This window comes from Bradyrhizobium sp. 2TAF24 (assembly GCF_052115025.1).
Lineage (GTDB): Bacteria > Pseudomonadota > Alphaproteobacteria > Rhizobiales > Xanthobacteraceae > Bradyrhizobium_A.
Map to the genome: position 1 here is coordinate 43147 of NZ_JBFRFW010000021.1, position 20890 is coordinate 64036.

A 20890-nucleotide genomic window follows, 5' to 3' on the forward strand; every position below is an offset into this window, starting at 1 on the left:
ATACGGACGCTTTTTCATGTTCGATTTCGACGCGCTCGCGGGCGCCATGGTCCGGCAGACGGTGCTGTGCATCGGCGACCTGATGCTGGACGAGTTCGTCTATGGCGAGGTGTCGCGCATCTCGCCGGAGGCGCCGGCACCGGTGATCGCGGTCCAGCGCAGCGAGACCAATGTCGGCGGCGCCGGCAACGTCGCGCGCAATATTGCGAGCCTGGGCGCGCGCTGCCTGTTCGTCGGCCTGGTCGGCGCCGATGCCGCCGGTGACGTGCTGCGCGCTGCGCTCGGGCGCGAACCGCAGATCGAGCCGCTGCTGGTGACGGACACGGCGCGGCCGACCACGCGCAAGGTGCGCTACGTCTCCGAGCATTTCTCCACTCACATGCTGCGCGCCGACTGGGAGCGCGCCGCGCCCGCCGCGGAAGCGGTCGAGCAGCAGCTGATCGACACTGCGCTCGCGGCGCTGCCGCGCGCCGACATCGTGCTGCTGTCGGACTATGCCAAGGGCGTGCTGACCGCGCGGGTGATCCGTCATGTCATCGATGCCGCGCGCAAGCTCGGCAAGCGGGTGATCGTAGATCCCAAGAGCGCCAACTTCGCGATCTACCGCGGCGCGACGCTGCTCACCCCGAACCGCAAGGAATTCGCCGAGGCGAGCCGCAGCCGCGCCGGCAGCGACGCCGAGATCGCCACCGCTGCGCGCGAGCTGATGCTGCTCGCCGACTGCGAGGCGATGCTGGTGACCCAGAGCGAGCACGGCATGACGCTGGTGCCGGGCGAGGGCGCGCCGGTGCATGTGCCGGCGCAGCCGGTCAAGGTGCGCGACGTCTCCGGCGCCGGCGACACCGTCGTCGCGGCGCTGGCGGTGACGCTGGCTGCCGGTGCCGACTGGGAAGGCGCGCTGCGCTGCGCCGCCGCGGCCGCCGCGGTCGCGGTCAGCAAGCGCGGCACCGCGACGGTGGCGCTGTCGGAGCTGCGCGGCCGCATTCTGCCGCCGGCCTCGCTCGCCGTCGAGCAGAAGATCGCCGCCAGCGCGGCCGATCTCGACGCCCGCCTCGCGGCGTGGCGCGAGGAGGGCTTGCGCATCGGCTTTACCAACGGCTGCTTTGATATCCTGCATCCCGGCCATGTCCGGGTGCTGACCCAGGCGCGTGCCGCCTGCGATCGTCTGGTGCTCGGCCTCAACAGCGACGCCTCGGTGAAGCGCCTCAAGGGCGAGGGACGACCGGTGCAGAACGAGCTGTCGCGCGCCGAGGTGCTGGCGGCGCTGGAAGCGGTCGACCTCGTTGTGATCTTCGAGGAGGACACGCCGCTCGAGCTGATCAAGCAGGTCAGGCCGGCCGTGCTGGTCAAGGGCGGCGACTACACCCGCGAGCAGGTCGTCGGCCATGACGTGGTCGAGGCCTATGGCGGCGAAGTGGTGCTGGTCGACATCCTGCAGGGCCACAGCACCACATCGCTGGTGCAGCGGGCGCGCGAGGGGCGGACGTGAGCGGGGGCGCGATCGCGCGTGATGGTGCCCCGGCCGGCGGACCGGGGCGCGGACTGATGGCCGCGCTGCGCGATCCGGCGGTGCGCATGCGCAACACCGACATTTTCGCGGCGCTCGCCGCGGCGTCGCTGCCGTGGTCGACGACGCCGCCGGCGGTGTTCGTCGCGCTGTGGCTGATTGCGCTCGCCTTCACGGTCGACTGGCGGGAGCTGCTGGTGTCGCTGCGGCGGCCGGCCTGCTTGCTGCCGCTGGCGTTTTTCGCGCTCGCGGTCGTCGGCACGCTGTGGGCGTCGAGCCCGTGGCCGGAACGGCTGCACGGCATCAATCCGGTGTCCAAGCTGCTGCTGATCCCGCTCCTGATCTACCATTTCGAACGCTCGCGGCGCGGGCTGTGGGTGCTGGCGGCGTTCCTCGCCTCATGCGCGCTGCTGCTCGCCTGGTCCTATGTCGTGCTGGTGTTTCCGGCGCTGAAGCTCACCGCGACCGACGGCGTGCCGGTCAAGAACTACATCGACCAGAGCCAGGAGTTCGCGCTGTGCATGTTCGCGCTGGCGTTTCCGGGGCTGGCGCTGGTCCGCAGCCGGCGGTGGGGCCTCGCGCTCGCCTGCGCGGCGCTGATGCTGGCGTTCTTCGCCAACATGATGTTCGTGGTGTCGGCGCGCACCGCGCTGGTCTACATGCCGGTGCTGCTGGCGCTGTTCGCTGCGCTGCACCTGCGCGCGCGCACCACGGTGCTGCTGTTCGCCGGCGCCGCGGTGGTGGCCGTCGCGGTATGGTTCTCCTCGCCGTACCTGCGCGAGCGCGTCACCCATATCGGCGTCGAGTACGAGGGCTATCAGAACAACCAGATCACCTCGACGGCGCAGCGGCTCGGCTACTGGACGCGGTCGCTGAAGTTCATCGCGAAGGCGCCGCTCGTCGGCAACGGCACCGGGTCGACCAAGATGCTGTTCGAGCAGGATGCGGCCGGCAAGAGCGGGCTTGCCGCCGACGTCATCGGCAATCCGCACAACCAGACGCTCAATGTCGCCGTGCAGTGGGGGCTGCTCGGCTGCCTCGTGCTGTACGCGATGTGGATCGCGCATCTGCTGTTGTTCCGCGGTCCCTCGCTTGCGGCCTATGTCGGCCTGCTGGTGGTGGTGCAGAACATGGTGAGCTCGCTGCTCAACTCGCACCTGTTCGATTTCCATGAGGGCTGGATGTATGTCATCGGCGTCGGCGTCGCCGGCGGCATGGCGCTGAAGGCGCGCCGCGACGATGCGGCTGCGCCGCCGCGAGGGGCCGCCGCGAGCGGAGGTGCGCGGCCATGATCCGCCTCTACCGCATGACCTGGCGCAACTGGCTGATCGCGCTGCATGACGTGCTGGCGACCGGCGCCGCGGTGCTGGTGGCGTTCTACCTGCGTTTCGAGGGCTCGCGGCTGTTCGACCGCCTGCCGCTGCTGCTGTGGATCCTGCCGTATTTCCTGCTGTTCAGCTTCGTCGTCAGCTACCTGTTCCAGCTGACCGCGACCAAGTGGCGGTTCATCTCGCTGCCGGACCTGTTCAACATCCTGCGCGTCTCCACCGTCTTGGCGGTGGCGCTGCTGGTCGTCGACTACATCTTCCTGGCGCCGAACGTGTTCGGCACCTTCTTCCTCGGCAAGACCACGATCATCCTCTACTGGTTCGTGCAGATCTTCTTCTTCAGCGGCGCGCGGCTCGCCTACCGCTATTTCCGCTACACCCGCACGCGCAACCAGGCGCGCGTGATCGCCGCCGCGCCGGCGCTGCTGATTGGCCGCGCCGCCGACGCCGAGGTGCTGCTGCGCGCCATCGAGAACGGAGCGGTGAAGCGGTTGTGGCCGGTCGGCATCCTGTCGCCGTCGCTGGCCGACCGCGGCCAGATCATCCGCGGCGTGCCGGTGCTCGGCGGGCTCGACGACCTCGGTGACGTCGCCGGCGATTTCGAGCGGCGGCAGAAGCCGTTCGACCGCGTGGTGATGCTGCCGTCGGCGTTCGAGCCGGACATGCAGCCGGAATCCGTGCTGATGCGGGCGCGCAAGCTCGGCCTCACGGTGAGCCGGCTGCCGTCGCTGGAGGAGAGCCGCGATACGCCGCAGCTTGCCCCGGTGGCGGTGGAAGACCTGCTGCTGCGGCCGAGCGTCAAGATCGACTATGGGCGGCTCGAGGCGCTGGTGAAGGGCAAGGCGGTGGTGGTCACCGGCGGGGGCGGTTCGATCGGCTCGGAGATCTGCGAGCGCGTGGCGACGTTCGGTGCTGCGCGGCTGCTGGTGATCGAGAACGCCGAGCCGGCGCTGCATGCGGTGACCGAGCAGCTCGCCCAGCGCGGCGCCGATGTCCAGATCGAGGGCCGCATCGCCGACATCCGCGACCGTGACCGCATCATGCGGCTGATGCAGGAGTTCAAGCCCAACATCGTGTTCCACGCCGCGGCGCTCAAGCATGTGCCGATCCTGGAGCGCGACTGGGCCGAGGGCGTCAAGACCAACATCTTCGGCTCGGTCAACGTCGCCGACGCCGCGCTCGCCTCCGGCGCCGAGGCCATGGTGATGATCTCGACCGACAAGGCGATCGAGCCGGTGTCGATGCTGGGGCTGACCAAGCGTTTCGCCGAGATGTATTGCCAGGCGCTCGACCGCAAGCTGCAGAGCAAGGGCAACGGCAAGCCGCCGATGCGGCTGATCTCGGTGCGGTTCGGCAACGTGCTGGCCTCGAACGGCTCGGTGGTGCCGAAGTTCAAGGCGCAGATCGAGGCGGGCGGGCCGGTCACCGTCACCCATCCGGACATGGTGCGCTACTTCATGACCATCCGCGAGGCCTGCGACCTCGTGGTGACGGCGGCGACCCATGCGCTGCAGCCGCAGCGGCCGGACGTCTCGGTCTATGTGCTCAACATGGGCCAGCCGGTGAAGATCGTCGATCTCGCCGAGCGCATGATCCGCCTGTCCGGCCTGCAGGTCGGCTACGACATCGAGATCGTGTTCACCGGCGTGCGCCCCGGCGAGCGGCTGCACGAGATCCTGTTCGCGCACCAGGAGCCGACCGCCGAGATCGGCATTGCCGGCATCGTCGCCGCCCGGCCCGCCGAGCCGCCGCTCGAGACCCTGCGCGGCTGGCTGGGCGCGCTGGAACAAGCCGTCGTCACCGAGGACCGCAGCGTGATCGAGGGGGTGCTGCGTGATGCGGTGCCCGAGTTCGGGCGGGCGGCGCAGGCTTAAATTGTCCGCCGTGGCCGCGCGAAGCGCACCAGCACGAGCGTGACCGCGGCTGCGCCGGCGGCGACCAGCACGATGCCGGCCGGCGCCGACGGCCACACCAGCGACAGCGTGGCCAGGGCGGCCAGCACGAGGTTCAGGACGAACACCTGTCCGACCACCTCGATCACCGCAAAACCGTTGTCGGTGGCGCGCTGGTAGAAGTGGCTGCGGTGGGCTTCCCAGACCTTCTCGCCGCGGCGCAGGCGCAGGCCGAGGGTGAGGGTGGCATCGGCGAGATAGTACAGCGGCAGCAGCAGCGCGGCGGCGAGATGGCCGCTGCCGGCCAGCAGGATCAGGCCCCAGCCGGCGAGCAGGCCGAGCGGCAGGCTGCCGACATCGCCGAGGAACAGCCGCGCGACCGGGCGGTTGAAGGGGGCAAATCCGAGCAGGGCGCCGGCAAGGGCGAGCATCACCGGCAGGCTCTCGGCAGGAGCCGCGCCGGTGACGGCAAAGGCGGCGAGCGCCGCGGTCACCGGGACGAGTTCCGCCACCGTCATCCAGTCCAGCCCGTCCATGAAGTTGGTGAGGTTGACGAACCACAACAGCCCGAGCGCCAGCACCGCCCGCTCCAGCCACAGCGGGCACGGCGGCAGGACCCGCAGGTCTGCGGGCAGGACGGCGATCACCGCCCCGACCGCCGCCGCCTGCAGCAGCAGGCGCGGCAGCACCGGGATCGGCCGGAGGTCGTCGACGGTTCCCACGATGGCCAGCAGCACGGCGGCCCCCAGCACCACGGCGACGGTGCCAATCCCGCCCTGGGCCCCCGTCATGGCCGCCAGGGCGACCGTGGCGATGGCCGCCGCGATCACGGCGATCCCGCCGCCCTGGGGCGTGGGGATCCTGTGGGACGAGCGGGCATTGGGGCGGGCGAGGGCGTAACGGGCAAGAAGGGGCCGCAGCAGGACGATCAGGGCCATGCAAAGGATTGCAGCGGCGATCGGGAGCGCGGCGAGGGACAGGGGGGTAGGCAGAGATGCGATCGTCACGGGGCTGGCGAGTTCCTGGGAGGTTTGTGCCGGATCGGTCTTTCCGCTAGGAGTCCGGCCAGGCGGCGGGGTGTCTGTCGATGGGCCGTGGGTGCGCGTGGGCCCGGGAAGCCGAGCATGGGCCGAAGCTGCCGGCGCGTCACCCCCGGACTGCTCGTCGTCCCCGGGGACGTTGCAGCAGGGATCTGGCAGCAGGAATCCGGCGGCGGTTTCCTTACATCAAGCGGGCCGTCGCGCTCAAGTAAACCGGTCGGAGGCCGCGGGGCGGCGGCGCCGGGACATGTTTTGGATACGTCATAGTCGAGTGGTGATGGGGAAGATCGTCTCGAACGGCTTGCGGGTCTATCGCAAGTATCTCGCTCAGTATTTCATCTTCCGGCTCGGTCGCGAAATCGCGCTCGCGGTCTATCGCGCGGGCTTTCGCCTCAACTGCCGGCTGCGGCGCGGCGACACGATCGCCTCCTATACGTTCGCGTCCTTTTCCGAATTTCGGCGCCGGATGAATCCGCCGACATCGTTCATCGCACCGGCGGCGCATCTCGTCCTGCCGCCGCCGCATATCATCGGCGCGCCATCGGCGGCGCTGGCGATGGCCGCGCCCATCGAGATCGACGTGCCGGAAGCGCGCATCATCGAGATCGCCGGGGCGACCGTGGTCGGCGGCTCGAGCTTCGTCCTGGCGCAGGGCTGTGCGATCCATCCCGATCTGCTGGCGCCGAAAAGCGAGGAATCGCCGGCTGAAATCCGCGGTTTCATCAAGGTCGATGCCGCGCGCACCGCCATGACGTCGTATTTCGGGCCGGTCGCGCGAACGCTGCCGCGCGCGGTCAATCTGCTCGGGCAGAGCGCCGGCAACTACGCGCACTGGATGACGGAGATCGCGCCGAGGCTGGCGATTCTCGATGCATCGTCCGGCTACGATGACTGGCCGCTGCTGGTGGATGGCTGGATCCACCGCAACATGCGGGAGGCTGTCACGCTGTTGTCATGCAAGCCGCGTCCGGTGATTCCGGTCGAGCGCTGGCAGCCGGTGGCGGTCGACGTGCTCGCCGAGGTCTCCGCGACCGGCTATGAGCCGTATATTCCGCACAAGCTCAGCAACAAGCCGCATCCCAGATACAAGAACTGCTTCTCGCGCTACGCGCTCGATGCGCTGCGAACCGCGGCGCAACGCGTCGCAGAGCCTGCGCAGACGGCAGTGCCGGAGAAAATCTATCTGCGGCGGGGAACCGGCAGCACCAACGCCCGCGGATTGAGCAATGTGGATGAGGTCGAGCGCATCATGCGCGACAGCGGCTTTACCCTTGTCGATCCCGGGCAGCTCGGTTTCGCCGAGCAGGTTCGTTTGTGCCGCAATGCGCGCGTCATTGCGGCGCCGGTCGGCGCCAGCCTCGCCAACATGATCTTTGCCCCTGCCGGAGCGACGATTTTGGCCCTCGCGCCATTCTATGAAAACGACAACTATTATTATTATGCCGTGCTAGCCGGGGTGCTTGGACACAAGCTGTTGTTCGTGTTAGGCAAACCCTCATCTCAACGGGCGCACCCCATTCATAATGACTATCACATCGATCCCGGAACCTTGGGCGAGGCGCTGAGAACGTGCCCTTGAGGTTGCGCCCCGGTTCACGCGGGGCGGTTTAGACATCGATGTTCGGATGAAGTCTTTGGAAACGAACGCTAAATGAGCAAGATCGCATTACTTGTCGGCAGCAGCTTCAGTGCCGCGCCCCTGTTCTTTGCGCTGAAGCGGCGTGGGCTCGATGTCTGGGTGTGCGGCAACGCCAAGGACGATCCCTGCCATCAGTATGCGGATCGCTCGTTTTACTTCGACTATTCGGTCGCGGCGGAACTCGCCAATTTTCTGAAAAGTGAGTCGATCGACTATCTGGTTCCGAGCTGCAACGACTACGCCTACATGTCCTGCGCGGCGGTTGCGGAGCAGCATGGCTTTGCCGGCTTCGACCGCTTCGACATCGCGCAGGTCCTGCACACCAAGGTCAGTTTCCGGAAATTCACCGAGGCCAACGGCATTCCGGCGCCGCGCGCGCGGCAGCTGCGCTCGGTCGACGAGGTCGCGGCGTTCGATCTGGCGCAGCCGCTGCTGTTCAAGCCCGACGACAGTTTCAGCGGTCGCGGCATGACCAAGACGTCGGCCGATGCCGATCTGTCCTCGGTGATCGAGCAGGCCCTCAAGGTCTCGCGCTCCGGCCAGGTGCTGGTCGAGGAATTCGTGGAGGGAAATCTCCACAGCCACACCGCGTTCATCGAGGACGGCGATATCGCCTTCGATACCTTCGTCGACGAGTTCTGCACCGTCTATCCGTTCCAGGTCGATTGCTCGAACCATCCGACACGGCTGTCGGCGGCGATTCAGGATGCGGTGCGCGCCGCGATCCGGCGCCTGGTCGGCGCGCTGCAATTGGCCGACGGGCTGCTGCACACCCAGTTCATCGCCGACGGAACGAACGTCTGGTTGATCGAGTGCATGCGCCGCTGTCCGGGCGATCTCTATGGCGGCCTCGTCGAGCGCTCCACGGGCGTGCCGTACCACGATCTCGTCGTCGCCAAGTATCTCGGCGAGCGCTATGCCGTGCCGCCGCGCAACGCCGATCTCAAGCCCTACAGCCGTCACACGATCTCGGTGACGGAGCGCGTCGTCGCCCACTCCTTCAGCCAGAATGCGCCGGCGAAAAACGTCGAGGTGGTGCAGCTCAAGATCAGCGGCGAGGTGCTCGAGCCCGCGCCCTATGACAAGCTGGCCATTCTGTTCGCGGAGCATCACAGCCGGGAGGAGATGCTGGAGGTCGCGCCGCGGTGGGCGAGCCATGTGACGATTCAAGCCCTGGAGCGCGCGTGATGCAGGAGCGGGATGCCGCCGGGCATCGCAAGCTGAAGGTCGCTTTTCTCGGCGGCAGCGTCGACTCGGCGATCGGCCAGGTGCATCGCATCGCGATCGACATGGATCAGCGCTACGAGCTGGTGGCAGGCTGTTTCAGCCGCAGGAGCGCGCCGAACCTGAATACCGCGGCGGCCTATGGCGTCGCGAAGGAACGAGTCTACGACAGCCTCGGCGCGCTGCTGGCGGCCGAGCGTTCCCGCCTCGATGCGATCCTGGTGCTGACGCCGACGGACCAGCACCGCGATCAGGTGCTCGAATGCATCGCGAGCGGCGTGCCGGTGATCTGCGAGAAGGCGCTGGCCGGCTCGTCCGCGGATGCGCTCGCGATCAAGTCGGCGCTCGACAAGGCCGGCGGCTTCCTCGCGGTCACCTACAACTACACCGCCTATCCGATGCTGCGGGAACTGCGCCACCTGATCGATCAGGGACACTTCGGCCCGATCAGTCAGATCCATGTCGAGATGCCGCAGGAAGGCTTTGCCCGGCTCGACGCCAGGGGCAACCGTCCGTCGCCCCAGGACTGGCGGCTGCGTGACGGCAGCAGCATTCCCACGGTGTCGCTGGACCTCGGGACACATGTCCACAGCCTCACCAAGTTCCTGACCGGCGAGAGCCCGCGCGAGCTCGTCGCCATTCAGGACAGCTTCGGCCATTTCGACCAGGTCGCGGACAACGTGCTGTGCATCGCCCGCTATACCGGCGGCCTGACTTCCAATGTCTGGTATGGCAAGAGCGCGCTGGGTTATCGCAACGGTCTGCGCCTGCGGCTGTTCGGCCGCAACGGCGCCGCCGAGTGGCATCAGGAAGATCCCGAATACCTGCATCTCGCCGATGTCGCCGGCCGCAAGTCGCGGTTGGACCGCGGCAGCGGCGAGGCGGTGATCGCCAACCAGGCCCGCTACACGCGCTTCAAGGTCGGGCACCCGGCCGGGTTCATCGAAGCCTTCGCCAACTACTACAGCGACGTGGCGGATGCGCTCGAAGCCTATCGGCGCGACCACAGCGCGAAGTTTCCGCCTTACGTGTTCGGCATCGACGATGCGCTCGAAGGGCTGAGCATGCTCGAAGCCATCAAGTCGTCCTCCACCAAGAAAAGCTGGGTGAGCGTTTCCACATGAAGCTGATCGTCGAAGACGCGGGCAGGCGGGAATGGGCCGAGGTCGCGCAGAGGTTCTGCGGCGAGTTCGTGCGCGACAACGGCCGCAGGAAGTACATCTTCGGCTGCAACGCCTATGGCGAGGATCTCGTCAGGCAGGTCAAGGTCGACGGCTTCATCGACGATTTCTCGAACAACAGTTCGTTCCTCGGGCTGCCGATCGTCAAGACGACGGCGGTGCCGAAGGATGCGATGGTGCTGATCGCCTCCGGCGGCCGTCCGTTCACGGTGATGCGCCATCTCGATACCTTCGGCCTGGAACACCTCGACTATTTCGCGTTCTGCAAATGGTCCGGATTGCCGCTGCGCGAGATCGTCTTCAACGAGGGCTTCGCCGCCGAGTTCGCCGCCAACCGATCCGAATATGAACGCATCTTCGCGGCGCTCGCCGACGACGAGTCGCGGCAGGTCTTCCAGAAGCTGGTGAACTTCCGCGTCAGCTATGATCTCGACAACCTGCGCGGCTTCACCGCGCGCGAGGATGTGCAGTATTTCGAGCCGTTCCTGGCGCTGCAGCGCGGCGGCGAGATCTTTGTCGACGTCGGCTGCTTCGACGGCCACACCAGCCTCGAATTCATCAAGCGCTGCCCGGACTACCGCGCGATCCACGTGTTCGAGCCGGAACAGAAGAACATCGACGTCTGCAAGGCGCGCCTCGCCGGGCACCGCGACATCCGCTTTCATGCCTGCGGCCTGTCCGACCGCAAGGAGCGGCTGCAGTTCAGTGCCGGCGGATCGACCTCCCGGATCGATGAACAGGGCAGCCTGGTGATCGAGGTCGACCGGCTCGACGATGTGATCGACGAGGCACCGACGTTCGTGAAGATGGATATCGAGGGCGCCGAGCTGAAGGCGATCGAGGGCGGAAAGGCGACGATCGCATCAGCCCATCCGCGCCTGGCGATGTCGATCTACCACAATGCCGGCGATTTCTGGCGCATTCCGCAGGCGATTCTGGCGGTGCGCGACGATTACGACTTGTATGTCAGGCATTATACGGAAACCATCTACGAAACCGTGATGTTCTTCATTCCGAAACATTAGGACAATAATCTGTAGGGATGTCCTCAACCCGTGAGATCTAAATGGCTCTGAGCGATTGTAGAATCATTGAACTGCCGAAAATCCAGGACAGCCGCGGCAATCTCAGCATTGTCGAGGCGGGGCGGCAGATTCCCTTCGACATCAAGCGGGTCTATTATCTTTATGATATCCCGGGCGGTGCTGCCCGCGCCGGCCATGCGCATCGCAAGCTGCACCAGCTCATGATCGCGATGTCCGGCGCTTTCGACGTCACGCTGGACGATGGCAAGGAGCGGAAGAAATTCCATCTGAACCGCTCTTATGTCGGGCTCTACATCGCGCCGATGACGTGGCGCGATCTCGACAACTTCTCCTCCGGCGCAGTCTGCATGAACATCGCTTCGGAGTATTATGACGAAGCCGACTACATGCGCACCTATGACGAATTCCTCCAGGAAATCGAAAAGACGCGATGACCAAGGTTCCGTTCCTCGACCTCACCGTTCAACATCGCGCCATCCGCGACGACCTGGTGGCCGCGGCGACGTCCGTGATCGATTCGGGCTGGTATATTCTCGGCAATGAGGTCCAGGCCTTCGAGCGCGAGTTCGCCGAGTACTGCGGGGTCAAGCACTGCATCGGCGTCGGCAACGGCCTCGAGGCGCTGCAGATCACCCTGCGGGCGATGAATGTCGGCCCCGGTGATGAGGTCATCGTTCCCAGCAATACCTTCATCGCGACCTGGCTGGCGGTGACCGGCGTTGGCGCCACCATCGTCCCGGTGGAGCCTGATCCTCAATCCCACAATCTCGATCCCGCCGCGCTCGAGCAGGCGATCACGCCGCGTACCAAGGTCATCATCCCGGTGCATCTCTACGGGCATCCGGCGGATATGGATCCGATCAACGCGGTGGCGCAGCGGCATGGCCTCAAGGTGATCGAGGATGCCGCCCAGGCGCATGGCGCGCTCTATCGCGGCCGCAAGGCCGGCTCGCTCGGCCATGCGGCGGGTTTCAGCTTCTATCCCGGCAAGAATCTCGGCGCGCTGGGCGACGGCGGCGCCGTCACCACCGATGACGATGCGCTGGCCGACCAGATCCGGCTGATCCGTAACTATGGCTCGAAGAAGAAATATGAGCACCTCGTGCAGGGCTGCAATTCGCGCCTCGACGAGCTGCAGGCGGCGCTGCTGCGTGTGAAGCTGCGAACGCTCGAGCAGGGCAATGCTGTCCGGCGCGCGATCGCGGACCAGTACATCGCCGAGCTCGCCAACCGCGGGATCGAGGTCGTCGAGCCGCTGGCGGACACCGTATCGTCCTGGCACCTGTTCGTGGTCAGCGCGGCGGATCGCGAGCGCCTGCGTACGCACCTGCAGGATCACGGCGTCGAGACGATGATCCACTATCCGGTGGCGCCGCACCTGCAGCCGGCCTATGCCGGGCAGAACCACAATGGCAGGACATTCCCGATCGCGGAGCGCTTGCAGAACCGTGTGCTGAGTCTGCCGCTGTTCCCGGGGATGACGGGTCAGCAGGTGGAGCAGGTGCTGGGGGCGATCACGGCCTGGCGGCCGTGAGCCGCGGCCGGGGGCGCCGCCTGATGGAACTTGTTCCGTTCAGGGATTTGCGATCGGGGGCCGTTGTTGGCGTGGCAAGCGTTTGCTAGGTAGCAGAAGGCGTTTGAGGGTTCGGCTGTGAGGCCGGGCCTGTTGATCTTGGGGACCAGCTTCGATGGGTGAGTACGAAGAGCGCTTCGGCCGGGAGTTCGACGGCTTCATCCTTCAACGTGGGCTTGGTGTTCTCAAGGCCATCGTGATCGCGATCATGATGTTCATTTCCATCGATCTGTTGAACGGCAGTGCCGCCAAGGCGCTTGCGGTCGCTTTGATCTGCGCCGTCGTGTCGCTGTTCCGGACCTGGCGCCGCTATCTCGAGCCGATCAGCTTCATTCTGCTGTGCGTGGCGATCGCGGGCTGGCTCGGCTTTCGCTGGGACAGCCTGCGGCTGGTGATCGCTTCGCTGAAGGCCGCAACCGGCCCCAACATGTAGCCTTTCGGCAATTCGAACCCGCGCGCGCCAGCCCTGCCGTTACGCAGCTACCGCTGCGCCGTGATGATGTTTCGTGCTCCGGCGCGGCAACTCCATGCCCGCCGCATCCGGCCAGCCTACGCCGACCACTGCACCCGAACGGAGGTACCCGAACAGAGGCACGCTAACGCGGCCATGCGAACGGGCTGCGTCACGCGAATTGCCGGAATGCCTTTTCCAGCGCGCCGATATCGATCTTGAAGTTTTTATGAAACGGGTGGCCTTCGCCGATCTGGGGGCCGACGACATAATACAGCTCGTGTTTCAGCATGCCGAACAGATTGGACCAGAAATAGTAGCTGGCGTCCTCGTAGTAGGGCGACATCACGATGACCTTGCACTGCTGCCGGGCGAAGATCACGTTGGAGAGTGCGGCGCCGATCTGCCCGACCACCAGTTCCGCATCGCTGAAGATCGAAAGCTGCTCGCGGAATGACAGGCCGCCGGGCTCGATGGTTTCGAAGCCGTAACGGCGGGCGAGCGCTTCCGCCTCGTGATCGTTGACCGCGGTGCGGGTGTTGCCGTTGTTGGCGCGGCGCAGATAGAGCTTGCGGTACTTCTTCTTGCCGGGTGCAGCGGCCTTCAACGCGACATCGCGCAGGCCGAGCAGCGCGGTTCGCGAAAACGGAAACTCGTCCGGGCCTGTTTTCAGGATCTTGCCGCTGGTGACGTATTCCCGGTACTCGGCGGGGATGTAGGCGACCGGTGCGACATGGACGACGCGTTCGGACGCCACCATTTCCCAGCGCTCGACCTGGATGAGCGGCCGCTTGTTGTGGTTCACCACCTGCAGCGCCTCATGGAGGTTGGGGTGAACCCAGCCATCGATCAGCAGCGGCAGGTCCTTGTCCGCGGTGCTGCTGTCGAGCACCACCAGTTTCGGCAGGATTTCCGTGAGCCAATGGGCGTAGTTGCCGGCACATTGGCCGATGATGGTCGCCGCCGGGCCGACGCGCCGCCGGCCGCGGGGCACCCTGGTCCGTATCAGCCTCTGGTCCGGATCGAGGCCCGCCTCGCCGAATGTCTCGGCCGGGCAGACTTCACGCGCCGGATTGTAGAAGCTGGAATGGATGGCTTCGTCACCGACCAGCACGAAGTCGGTGCCGCCGATCACATTGGCTTGTGGAACCTCGGTCAGCGCCAGCCTGGGAGAGGGAACACGAACGGTCTTGAGGCCGGCATATTCATCCGGCGTGAAGCCGATGAAGCGCGGCGAGGGAATCTCGATCAGGGTCTCAGGCTCGATGGTCTGCCTGGAGAGATGATGCTCCTGCGCATAGGTGTCGATCTGCACCAGCGCAAAGGTGTCGCCGCGGTAGCGCAGCGACAGCCGGATCCACTCTCGCCGGTAGCGATCGTGAACCGAGAACACCCAATTCCGCAACGTGCGAAAGGCGGAATAGCGGGAGAGGCGCTTGCGGTAGAACGAGCGAAGCTCTCCCTTGAGCCCGTGGGCCCGCCAATAAGTCGACAGCAAGGTATCCTTGAAGAATCTGAAAATCGGAAAGTGCAGAAGCCGGCTGCGATAGATCGGCCGGAGCGGGGCGAGTGAGCCCGTCTCTAAGCCCAATTCCGCGTCGATGTCGATATCGGGTCGAGGATGTTGACGCTGCATACGGGCCATCGATCTACGGTCGCACGGACAGGGAGTATACGGACAGAAGGATATTCCAGGCTGGACGCAAACTTGCAGGAACTCGTCAAAGCCTATCCGAAAGTATCGGTTCCTTCAATGTTCCGAACCGCTGGTGTCCAGCGCAACCATTGCCATTTTCATAGGTATACCAGTGGCCTGAGCCCTGTGCGGTTCCTCGGGAGCGGCCGCGGCGCGGCCGGGCGATCCCCCGATGTCAATCAGGTGACTTGGCGGACGGTGAGTGATAAGAGGCCCGCGCGATGGTTCCGCTGGGGGCGGATGCAACGATTCTGACCGGTCAGGGGCGGATGCCAGAGAGTGCCAAGAAAAAGCCGAGCTACACGATCACGGCAACAGCGATTCCAGCACAGGCGGTCAATGATCTGCTCGAAGGCGGGCGTCGCTACGAGATGTGGTGGCGCTTTGCGCTGCATGACATCAGGCAGCGCTTTCGCCGCTCGCTGATCGGCCCGTTCTGGCTGACGCTCAGCATGGGCATCATGGTCGGGGCCATGGGCCTCGTGTTCTCGACCATCTTCCAGCAGGAGATCGCCGGCATCCTGCCCTACATTTCCGTCGGCCTCATTCTCTGGGGCTTCATCAGCTCGTGCGTGAACGAAGGCGCCGGCGTGTTCATCACCAGCGCCGACTATGTCCGCAACGTGCCAATTCCGCTCAGCGTGCACGTCTATCGCATGATCGCGCGCAACGTCATCATTCTCGCCTTCAACATGACCATCTACCTTCTCGTGCTGGTGGTCTTTCCGCATCCGCTGAACGCGAACTATCTGCTGGCCATTCCCGGCTTCGCGCTGCTGCTGGTCAATGTCGCATGGTCGTCGATCGCGCTCGCGGTGCTGTCGGCCCGGTATCGCGATATTCCCCAGGTGGTCGCGAGCCTGCTGCAGGTGATCTTCTTCGTGACGCCGGTATTCTGGTCGGCGCAGACGCTGCCCAACCGGCCGGCGTTCATTCTTTTCAATCCGATCTACCATCTGCTCGAGATCGTCCGGACACCGCTGCTCGGCGGGCTGCCGCACCTGATGTCGTGGGGCGTGGCGCTCGGCTGTGCCGTGATCGGATGCGCCGCGACGGCGCTGCTTTATCGGCGCGCCTATCCGCGTGTGGCTTATTGGGTGTAAGCGGGCATGGCTCACATATCGATCTCCAATCTCACGGTCGAGTTTGCGATCTTCGGCGCCAGCTCGCGCTCCCTGAAGAACAGCATCATCGCTCAGGCGACCGGCGGCAAGGTGATGGCCGGCGCGCGTGACGTCGTCGTGGTGCGCGCGATCGACAGCCTCGACCTGGAAATCCGCGACGGCGACCGCATCGGGCTGACGGGGCACAACGGCTCCGGCAAATCCACCCTGCTGCGCGTCCTGTCGGGCATCTACAAGCCGAGCGCCGGCCGTATCGAGATCGAGGGGCGGGTGGGCACGCTGCTCGATCCCGCCGCCGGCATGGACATGGAAGCGACCGGCTACGAGAACATTTATCTGCGCGGCCAGCTGCTCGGCATGTCGATGCGGGAGATCAAGTCGAAGCTCGACGATATCGCCGACTTCACGGAGCTCGGCGACTTCCTCGCCCTGCCGATGAAGACCTATTCCGCCGGCATGGCGGCGCGCCTCGCCTTCGCGATTTCGACCGCGCCGGAAACCGATATCCTGCTGGTGGACGAGGGCATCGGCGCCGGCGACGCCGACTTCCAGAAGAAGGCCGAGCAGCGCATCCAGCGGCTGTTCGAGAAGACCTCGATCGTGCTGATCGCAAGCCATTCCGAGGAGCTGCTGGCGCGCTTTTGCAACCGTCGCATCCGGATGGAGCACGGCCAGCTGATCACGTCATAGACGCGCCCGGCAAAGCCTTCCGGCGGCAGCGTGATCAGCGCCGAGCGGTCCGCGGCCCTGCCTCAGGTCACGGCGTCCTTATCCGACAGGATCGGGGCGCGGACCGGCCACTCGATGCCGATGGCGGGGTCGTTCCAGGGAATGATGCGCTCGCTCGCGCGATCGTAGTAGTCGGTGGTCTTGTAGATGACCTCGGTGCCGTCCTCCATGGCGACGAAGCCATGGGCAAAGCCGGGGGGAATCCAGATCTGCCTGCGGTCGTCCGCGCTGAGGTGCTGGCTGACCCAGTGGCGATAGCTGGCAGAGTCTTCGCGGATGTCGACTGCGACATCGAAGATGGCGCCGCGAACGACGCGCACGAGCTTGCCCTGCGCATGCGGCGCGACCTGATGGTGCAGGCCGCGCAGCACGTTCTTCCTGCTGATCGAATGATTGTCCTGGACGAAGTCGGCATCGATGCCGACCAGGCGCTCGAAATCGCGCCGGCTGAAGCTCTCGAAGAAGCAGCCGCGCGCGTCGTCGAAGACGGTGGGTTCGAGCAGGACCACATCCGGGATGGCGAGGCGGGTGGCTTTCATTTCAGGAGTTGTTCCCGCGGCAGGTTTTCGAGGTAGCGGCCGTAGCCGCTCTTGCCCAGCGGCTTGGCCAGCGCGAGCAACTGCTCGTCGGTGATCCAGGATTTGCGCCAGGCGATCTCTTCGGGGCAGGCCACCTTGAAGCCCTGGCGCTTCTCCAGCGTGGCGATGAACTGGCCGGCTTCGAGCAGCGAGTCGTGGGTGCCGGTGTCGAGCCAGGCGTAGCCGCGGCGCATGACCTCCATCCGCAGCTGCCCCTCGTCGAGGTAGAGGCGGTTGAGGTCGGTGATCTCCAGCTCGCCCCGTGGCGACGGCTTGAGCGATTTCGCCCGCGCCACCACCGTATCGTCGTAATAATAAAGGCCGGTGACCGCATAGGACGAGCGCGGCCGCTCCGGCTTTTCCTCGATGCTCACGACCTTGCCGTCGGCGCCGAACTCGGCGACGCCGTAACGCTGCGGATCCTGAACGTGATAGGCGAAGATCGTCGCCCCTTCCCGGCGCTCGTCGGCGCGGGCCAGCAGCTGGTCGAAGCTGTGGCCGAAGAAGATGTTGTCGCCAAGCACCATGGCGCTGGGGCTGCCGGCGAGAAAATGCTCGGCGATCAGGAAAGCCTGCGCCAGGCCATCGGGGCTGGCCTGCACGGCGTAGGACAGGTTGATGCCCCACTGATGCCCGTCGCCGAGCAGGCGCTGAAAGCGCGGGGTGTCTTCCGGCGTGGAGATGATCAGGATGTCGCGCAGCCCGCCGAGCATCAGCGTCGTCAGCGGATAATAGATCATCGGCTTGTCGTAGACCGGCAGCAGCTGCTTGGAGATCGACAAGGTCGCGGGATGGAGGCGGGTGCCGGAGCCGCCCGCGAGCACGATGCCTTTGCGTGTCATGTTGCACTCTCGATCAGGGCGCGGACGGTGCGCTCGACGCCGGGGCGCCAGTCGGGCAGCGCCACGTTAAACTGCCGGACGAGCTTGCTGGTGTCCAGCCGCGAGTTGTGGGGGCGGACGGCGCGCGCGCCATATTCCGCCGATGTCACGGGATCGATGCCGTCGGATCCGCAGGCGAGCTTCACGCCATGGCTGCCGGCGATCTGCAGGAGATAGCGGGCGTAGCCGTACCAGCTCGTCGCGCCGGTGCAGGTGAGATGGTAGAGGCCTGACGGCACGTCGCCCGTGAAGGCCTGGGCCAGCGCCTGCGCCGTGACGTCGGCAACGACATCCGCGCCGGTCGGTGCGCCCAACTGGTCGGCGACCACCCGCAGGCGGTCGCGCGTGCGCGCCAGTCGCAGGATGGTGGCAATGAAGTTTGCGCCATGCGGCGCGTGCAGCCAGCTCGTCCGGAAGATCAGGTGCCGGCAGCCCGCTTCCGCGATCGCGACTTCGCCGTCGCGCTTGGTGCGGCCATAGACGCCGAGCGGGTTGGTGGCATCGGTTTCGGTATAGGACGAGGTCGAGACGCCGTCGAACACGTAGTCGGTGGAGTAGTGGACCAGCCAGATGCCGCGGTCACGGGCGAACTCCGCCAGCACGCGCACGGCGTCGACGTTGACGGTGCGCGCGAGCTCAGGCTCGTCCTCGGCGAGGTCGACATGGGCATAGGCGGCGGCATTGATGATCGCGTCCGGGGCGCGGTCGGCGACAAAGGCGCGCAGCGCATCCGGCCGGGACAAGTCGACGTCGCTGCGGCCCACGGCCACGACATCGCCCAGCGGACGCAGCGCGCGCTGCAATTCCGTGCCGACCTGTCCGTTCCTGCCGAAGACCAGAAGGTTCATGCGTACTGCTTCTGAACCCAGTCGCGATAGGCTCCGCTCGTCACGTTGGCGATCCAGTCGGAATTGTTGAGGTACCAGTCGACGGTCTTGGCGATGCCGGTCTCGAAGGTCTCCGACGGCGTCCAGTTCAGGTCGCGCCTGATCTTGTCGGCGTCGATCGCATAGCGTCGGTCGTGGCCGGGCCGGTCTTTCACGAAGGTGATCTGTTCGGCGTAGGGGCGGCCGTCGGCGCGCGGGCGCAGGCCGTCGAGGATCGCGCAGATGGTCTTGACCACCTCGAGATTGGCCTTCTCGTTGTTGCCGCCGATATTGTAGGTCTCGCCGACCGCGCCGGCCGCGAGCACGCGGCGGATCGCGCTGCAGTGATCGCCGACATAGAGCCAGTCGCGCACCTGCTGGCCGTCGCCGTAGATCGGCAGCGGCTGGCCGTTGAGGGCGCGGTCGATCACCAGCGGGATGAGCTTTTCCGGAAACTGGTAGGGCCCGTAATTGTTCGAGCAGTTGGTGATCAGCGTCGGCAGGCCGTAGGTGTGGTGCCACGCCCGCACCAGGTGGTCGGACGCCGCCTTGGAGGCCGAGTAGGGGCTGTTCGGCATGTAGCGGTTGGTTTCGCTGAACGGCGCGCAGGTCGGCGTCAGCGAGCCATAGACCTCGTCCGTCGACACATGCAGGAAGCGGAAGTGCTCACGCTCCGGCGCTGGCAGGTCGAGCCAGTATTCGCGAGCCGCCTCGAGCAGGCGGAAGGTGCCCGCGATGTTGGTGGTGATGAAATCCTCGGGCCCGTGGATCGAGCGGTCGACATGGGATTCGGCGGCAAAGTTCAGGATCGCGCGCGGCTTCACGCGGGCGATCAGCGCGCGGACGAGGTCGGCATCGCAGATGTCGCCGCGAACGAAGGTGTGCCGGGGATTGCCCTGCAGCCCGACGAGATTGTTGAGGTTGCCGGCATAGGTCAGCTTGTCGAGCGTGACCACGGGCGAGGGTTCCGCGCCGAACCAGTCCAGCACGAAATTGGCGCCGATGAAGCCGGCGCCGCCGGTCACCAGAACCGGGCGTGCCTGATCCGTATCCGCCGACCCAGTCGCCATCATTCAAAACCTTCTGAAGATTGCCGCGGTAAGAAGTCCAAGGTTGCCGAGGAGCGTCTGCCGATAGACCCCCGACCGTTTCAGGTTGTATATCCGAAATGGCAGCGAGCTGGCCCGGGCTTTTGCAAAAAATTCCAGGCTTTTGCGGCTGTCTGGTGTCATGCGGGGCAGGAATGGCCTGAGCATGGCGATATTGGTCTCGGTCCAGCTGGCAAACTGTCCGGCAAACAGCATCTGGATGCGCCGCAGGTGTGCCGACAGGTTGCGGTTCGAGCCGAGGGTGTTCGAGGTGTGCTGGCGATAGTCGAGGCTCGGCGCCGGGTCGTACCAGGTCCGGCCGCCCACCGCGGTGACGAGCTGGTAGGCAGCCCAGTCATGGGACGCAATGTCGCCGTCGATCGCTTCCATCAACCGCTTGGTGGCGCGGTTGAACACCATGGTGTTGGCGCCGCCGATGTTCTGAACCAGCGCATTCTGGAAGCTCGGCGGCCTCGTGAACAGCACCGAATGGCCCATGGGCGCGCCATTGGCCTCGATCAGCTCGGTACGAGAGAAATACAGCCCGGGCACATCGTCCGGGGTCGTCGCCATCCAGGCCATCGCGCGATCGAGCTTGTCGGCGTGCCAGACGTCATCCTGGTCGCTGAACGCGAAGCAATCGCCCTGGATGGCGGGATTTTGCGCCAGGCTGAGGAAGTTGGCGGCAAAGCCGCGGCGCGGGCCCGCGATCACCTCGACAGGCTGTGGAACGCTGGACTTGAAGCGCTCGAGCACGGCGAGGGTTTCATCCGAGGAACCATCGTCGGAGACGTAGAGCCGCCAGTTGCTGTAGCTCTGCTGCGCGAACGACTGCAGCTGCTGCTGCAGGTAGGGACCCCCGTTCCAGGTCCCGAGCAGGATGGCGACACACTTTGAAGGTGAGGATGAGGAACCGGCCATCTTGATCGCAGGTGAGTTGTTGACCAATCGAGACGGTCTGCGCCCATTCTGGCAGCAACGAGATCGGCCAGCGATGTGTTGGTGCCGAGGTGTCAACCGAAAAATCGGTGTGATGTCAATACGCTG

General features: G+C 65.7%; 19 protein-coding genes. 12 read left to right on the plus strand and 7 right to left on the minus strand.

What is annotated here, in order from left to right; all coding sequences use genetic code 11:
• The first annotated feature begins 16 nt into the window (after positions 1-16).
• Genes rfaE1 through AB4Z37_RS27300 form a run of 3 tightly spaced genes read left to right on the plus strand, consistent with a single transcriptional unit; the run spans position 17 to position 4709 of the window.
• Positions 17-1489: a D-glycero-beta-D-manno-heptose-7-phosphate kinase gene (rfaE1, locus tag AB4Z37_RS27290; protein WP_441519851.1), complete on the plus strand. Its 1473-nt coding sequence runs from the start codon at positions 17-19 to the stop codon at positions 1487-1489.
• On the plus strand, positions 1486-2799 hold the full coding sequence (locus AB4Z37_RS27295; RefSeq protein WP_441519852.1) for an O-antigen ligase family protein: 1314 nt from the start codon (positions 1486-1488) through the stop codon (positions 2797-2799). Before rfaE1 ends, AB4Z37_RS27295 begins: the two co-directional genes overlap by 4 nt.
• Positions 2796-4709 (plus strand): SDR family NAD(P)-dependent oxidoreductase, encoded by a 1914-nt coding sequence (locus AB4Z37_RS27300; protein WP_441519853.1) that lies wholly within the window; start codon positions 2796-2798, stop codon positions 4707-4709. Before AB4Z37_RS27295 ends, AB4Z37_RS27300 begins: the two co-directional genes overlap by 4 nt.
• On the opposite strand, the gene AB4Z37_RS27305 is transcribed toward AB4Z37_RS27300, so the two are convergent.
• Positions 4706-5665, minus strand: a complete 960-nt coding sequence (locus tag AB4Z37_RS27305; protein ID WP_441519854.1) for a glycosyl transferase — start codon at positions 5663-5665, stop codon at positions 4706-4708. The two genes, AB4Z37_RS27300 and AB4Z37_RS27305, sit on opposite strands and share 4 nt — an antisense overlap.
• Here AB4Z37_RS27305 and AB4Z37_RS27310 point away from each other — a divergent pair.
• From AB4Z37_RS27310 to AB4Z37_RS27340, 7 genes are all read left to right on the plus strand, one after another.
• Positions 5664-7346, plus strand: coding sequence for a glycosyltransferase family 61 protein (locus AB4Z37_RS27310; protein ID WP_441519855.1), 1683 nt, complete (start codon positions 5664-5666; stop codon positions 7344-7346). The genes AB4Z37_RS27305 and AB4Z37_RS27310 overlap by 2 nt on opposite strands.
• 72 nt (positions 7347-7418) lie before the next feature.
• Complete coding sequence (locus AB4Z37_RS27315; RefSeq protein WP_441519856.1) at positions 7419-8594, plus strand: ATP-grasp domain-containing protein; 1176 nt, start codon at positions 7419-7421, stop codon at positions 8592-8594.
• Positions 8594-9754, plus strand: coding sequence for a Gfo/Idh/MocA family protein (locus tag AB4Z37_RS27320; RefSeq protein ID WP_441519857.1), 1161 nt, complete (start codon positions 8594-8596; stop codon positions 9752-9754). The genes AB4Z37_RS27315 and AB4Z37_RS27320 overlap by 1 nt, the downstream gene beginning before the upstream one ends.
• Entirely contained in the window at positions 9751-10836 is a 1086-nt protein-coding gene (locus tag AB4Z37_RS27325) for an FkbM family methyltransferase (protein ID WP_441519858.1), read from the plus strand. The genes AB4Z37_RS27320 and AB4Z37_RS27325 overlap by 4 nt, the downstream gene beginning before the upstream one ends.
• 41 nt (positions 10837-10877) lie before the next feature.
• On the plus strand, positions 10878-11291 hold the full coding sequence (locus tag AB4Z37_RS27330) for a sugar 3,4-ketoisomerase (RefSeq protein ID WP_441519859.1): 414 nt from the start codon (positions 10878-10880) through the stop codon (positions 11289-11291).
• A complete protein-coding gene (locus AB4Z37_RS27335; protein ID WP_441519860.1) occupies positions 11288-12391 on the plus strand; it encodes a DegT/DnrJ/EryC1/StrS family aminotransferase in 1104 nt (367 codons plus the stop codon). Before AB4Z37_RS27330 ends, AB4Z37_RS27335 begins: the two co-directional genes overlap by 4 nt.
• 154 nt (positions 12392-12545) lie before the next feature.
• Positions 12546-12863 (plus strand): hypothetical protein, encoded by a 318-nt coding sequence (locus AB4Z37_RS27340; protein WP_441519861.1) that lies wholly within the window; start codon positions 12546-12548, stop codon positions 12861-12863.
• A 190-nt stretch (positions 12864-13053) separates the two neighbouring features.
• Here AB4Z37_RS27340 and AB4Z37_RS27345 read toward each other — a convergent pair whose 3' ends face one another.
• Positions 13054-14379 carry a glycosyltransferase family 61 protein gene (locus AB4Z37_RS27345; protein WP_441519862.1) on the minus strand — a complete coding sequence of 442 codons (1326 nt, stop codon included), beginning with the start codon at positions 14377-14379 and terminating at the stop codon, positions 13054-13056.
• 467 nt (positions 14380-14846) lie between these two features.
• Between AB4Z37_RS27345 and AB4Z37_RS27350 the strand changes: the two genes are divergently transcribed.
• Positions 14847-15680: an ABC transporter permease gene (locus AB4Z37_RS27350; RefSeq protein WP_441519863.1), complete on the plus strand. Its 834-nt coding sequence runs from the start codon at positions 14847-14849 to the stop codon at positions 15678-15680.
• 6 nt (positions 15681-15686) lie between these two features.
• Positions 15687-16391: an ABC transporter ATP-binding protein gene (locus AB4Z37_RS27355; protein ID WP_441519864.1), complete on the plus strand. Its 705-nt coding sequence runs from the start codon at positions 15687-15689 to the stop codon at positions 16389-16391.
• 62 nt (positions 16392-16453) lie between these two features.
• On the opposite strand, the gene rfbC is transcribed toward AB4Z37_RS27355, so the two are convergent.
• The 5 genes from rfbC to AB4Z37_RS27380 are packed head-to-tail and all read right to left on the minus strand — an operon-like array spanning position 16454 to position 20764.
• The gene (gene rfbC, locus AB4Z37_RS27360; RefSeq protein WP_441519865.1) at positions 16454-16969 is read right to left on the minus strand and encodes a dTDP-4-dehydrorhamnose 3,5-epimerase; all 516 of its coding nucleotides are present in this window, start codon (positions 16967-16969) and stop codon (positions 16454-16456) included.
• Positions 16966-17850, minus strand: coding sequence for a glucose-1-phosphate thymidylyltransferase RfbA (rfbA, locus tag AB4Z37_RS27365; protein WP_441519866.1), 885 nt, complete (start codon positions 17848-17850; stop codon positions 16966-16968). The genes rfbC and rfbA overlap by 4 nt, the downstream gene beginning before the upstream one ends.
• On the minus strand, positions 17847-18737 hold the full coding sequence (gene rfbD, locus AB4Z37_RS27370) for a dTDP-4-dehydrorhamnose reductase (protein WP_441519867.1): 891 nt from the start codon (positions 18735-18737) through the stop codon (positions 17847-17849). Before rfbD ends, rfbA begins: the two co-directional genes overlap by 4 nt.
• On the minus strand, positions 18734-19828 hold the full coding sequence (gene rfbB / locus AB4Z37_RS27375; protein WP_441519868.1) for a dTDP-glucose 4,6-dehydratase: 1095 nt from the start codon (positions 19826-19828) through the stop codon (positions 18734-18736). Before rfbB ends, rfbD begins: the two co-directional genes overlap by 4 nt.
• Positions 19829-20764: a glycosyltransferase gene (locus AB4Z37_RS27380; RefSeq protein ID WP_441519869.1), complete on the minus strand. Its 936-nt coding sequence runs from the start codon at positions 20762-20764 to the stop codon at positions 19829-19831.
• Positions 20765-20890 lie beyond the last annotated feature (126 nt).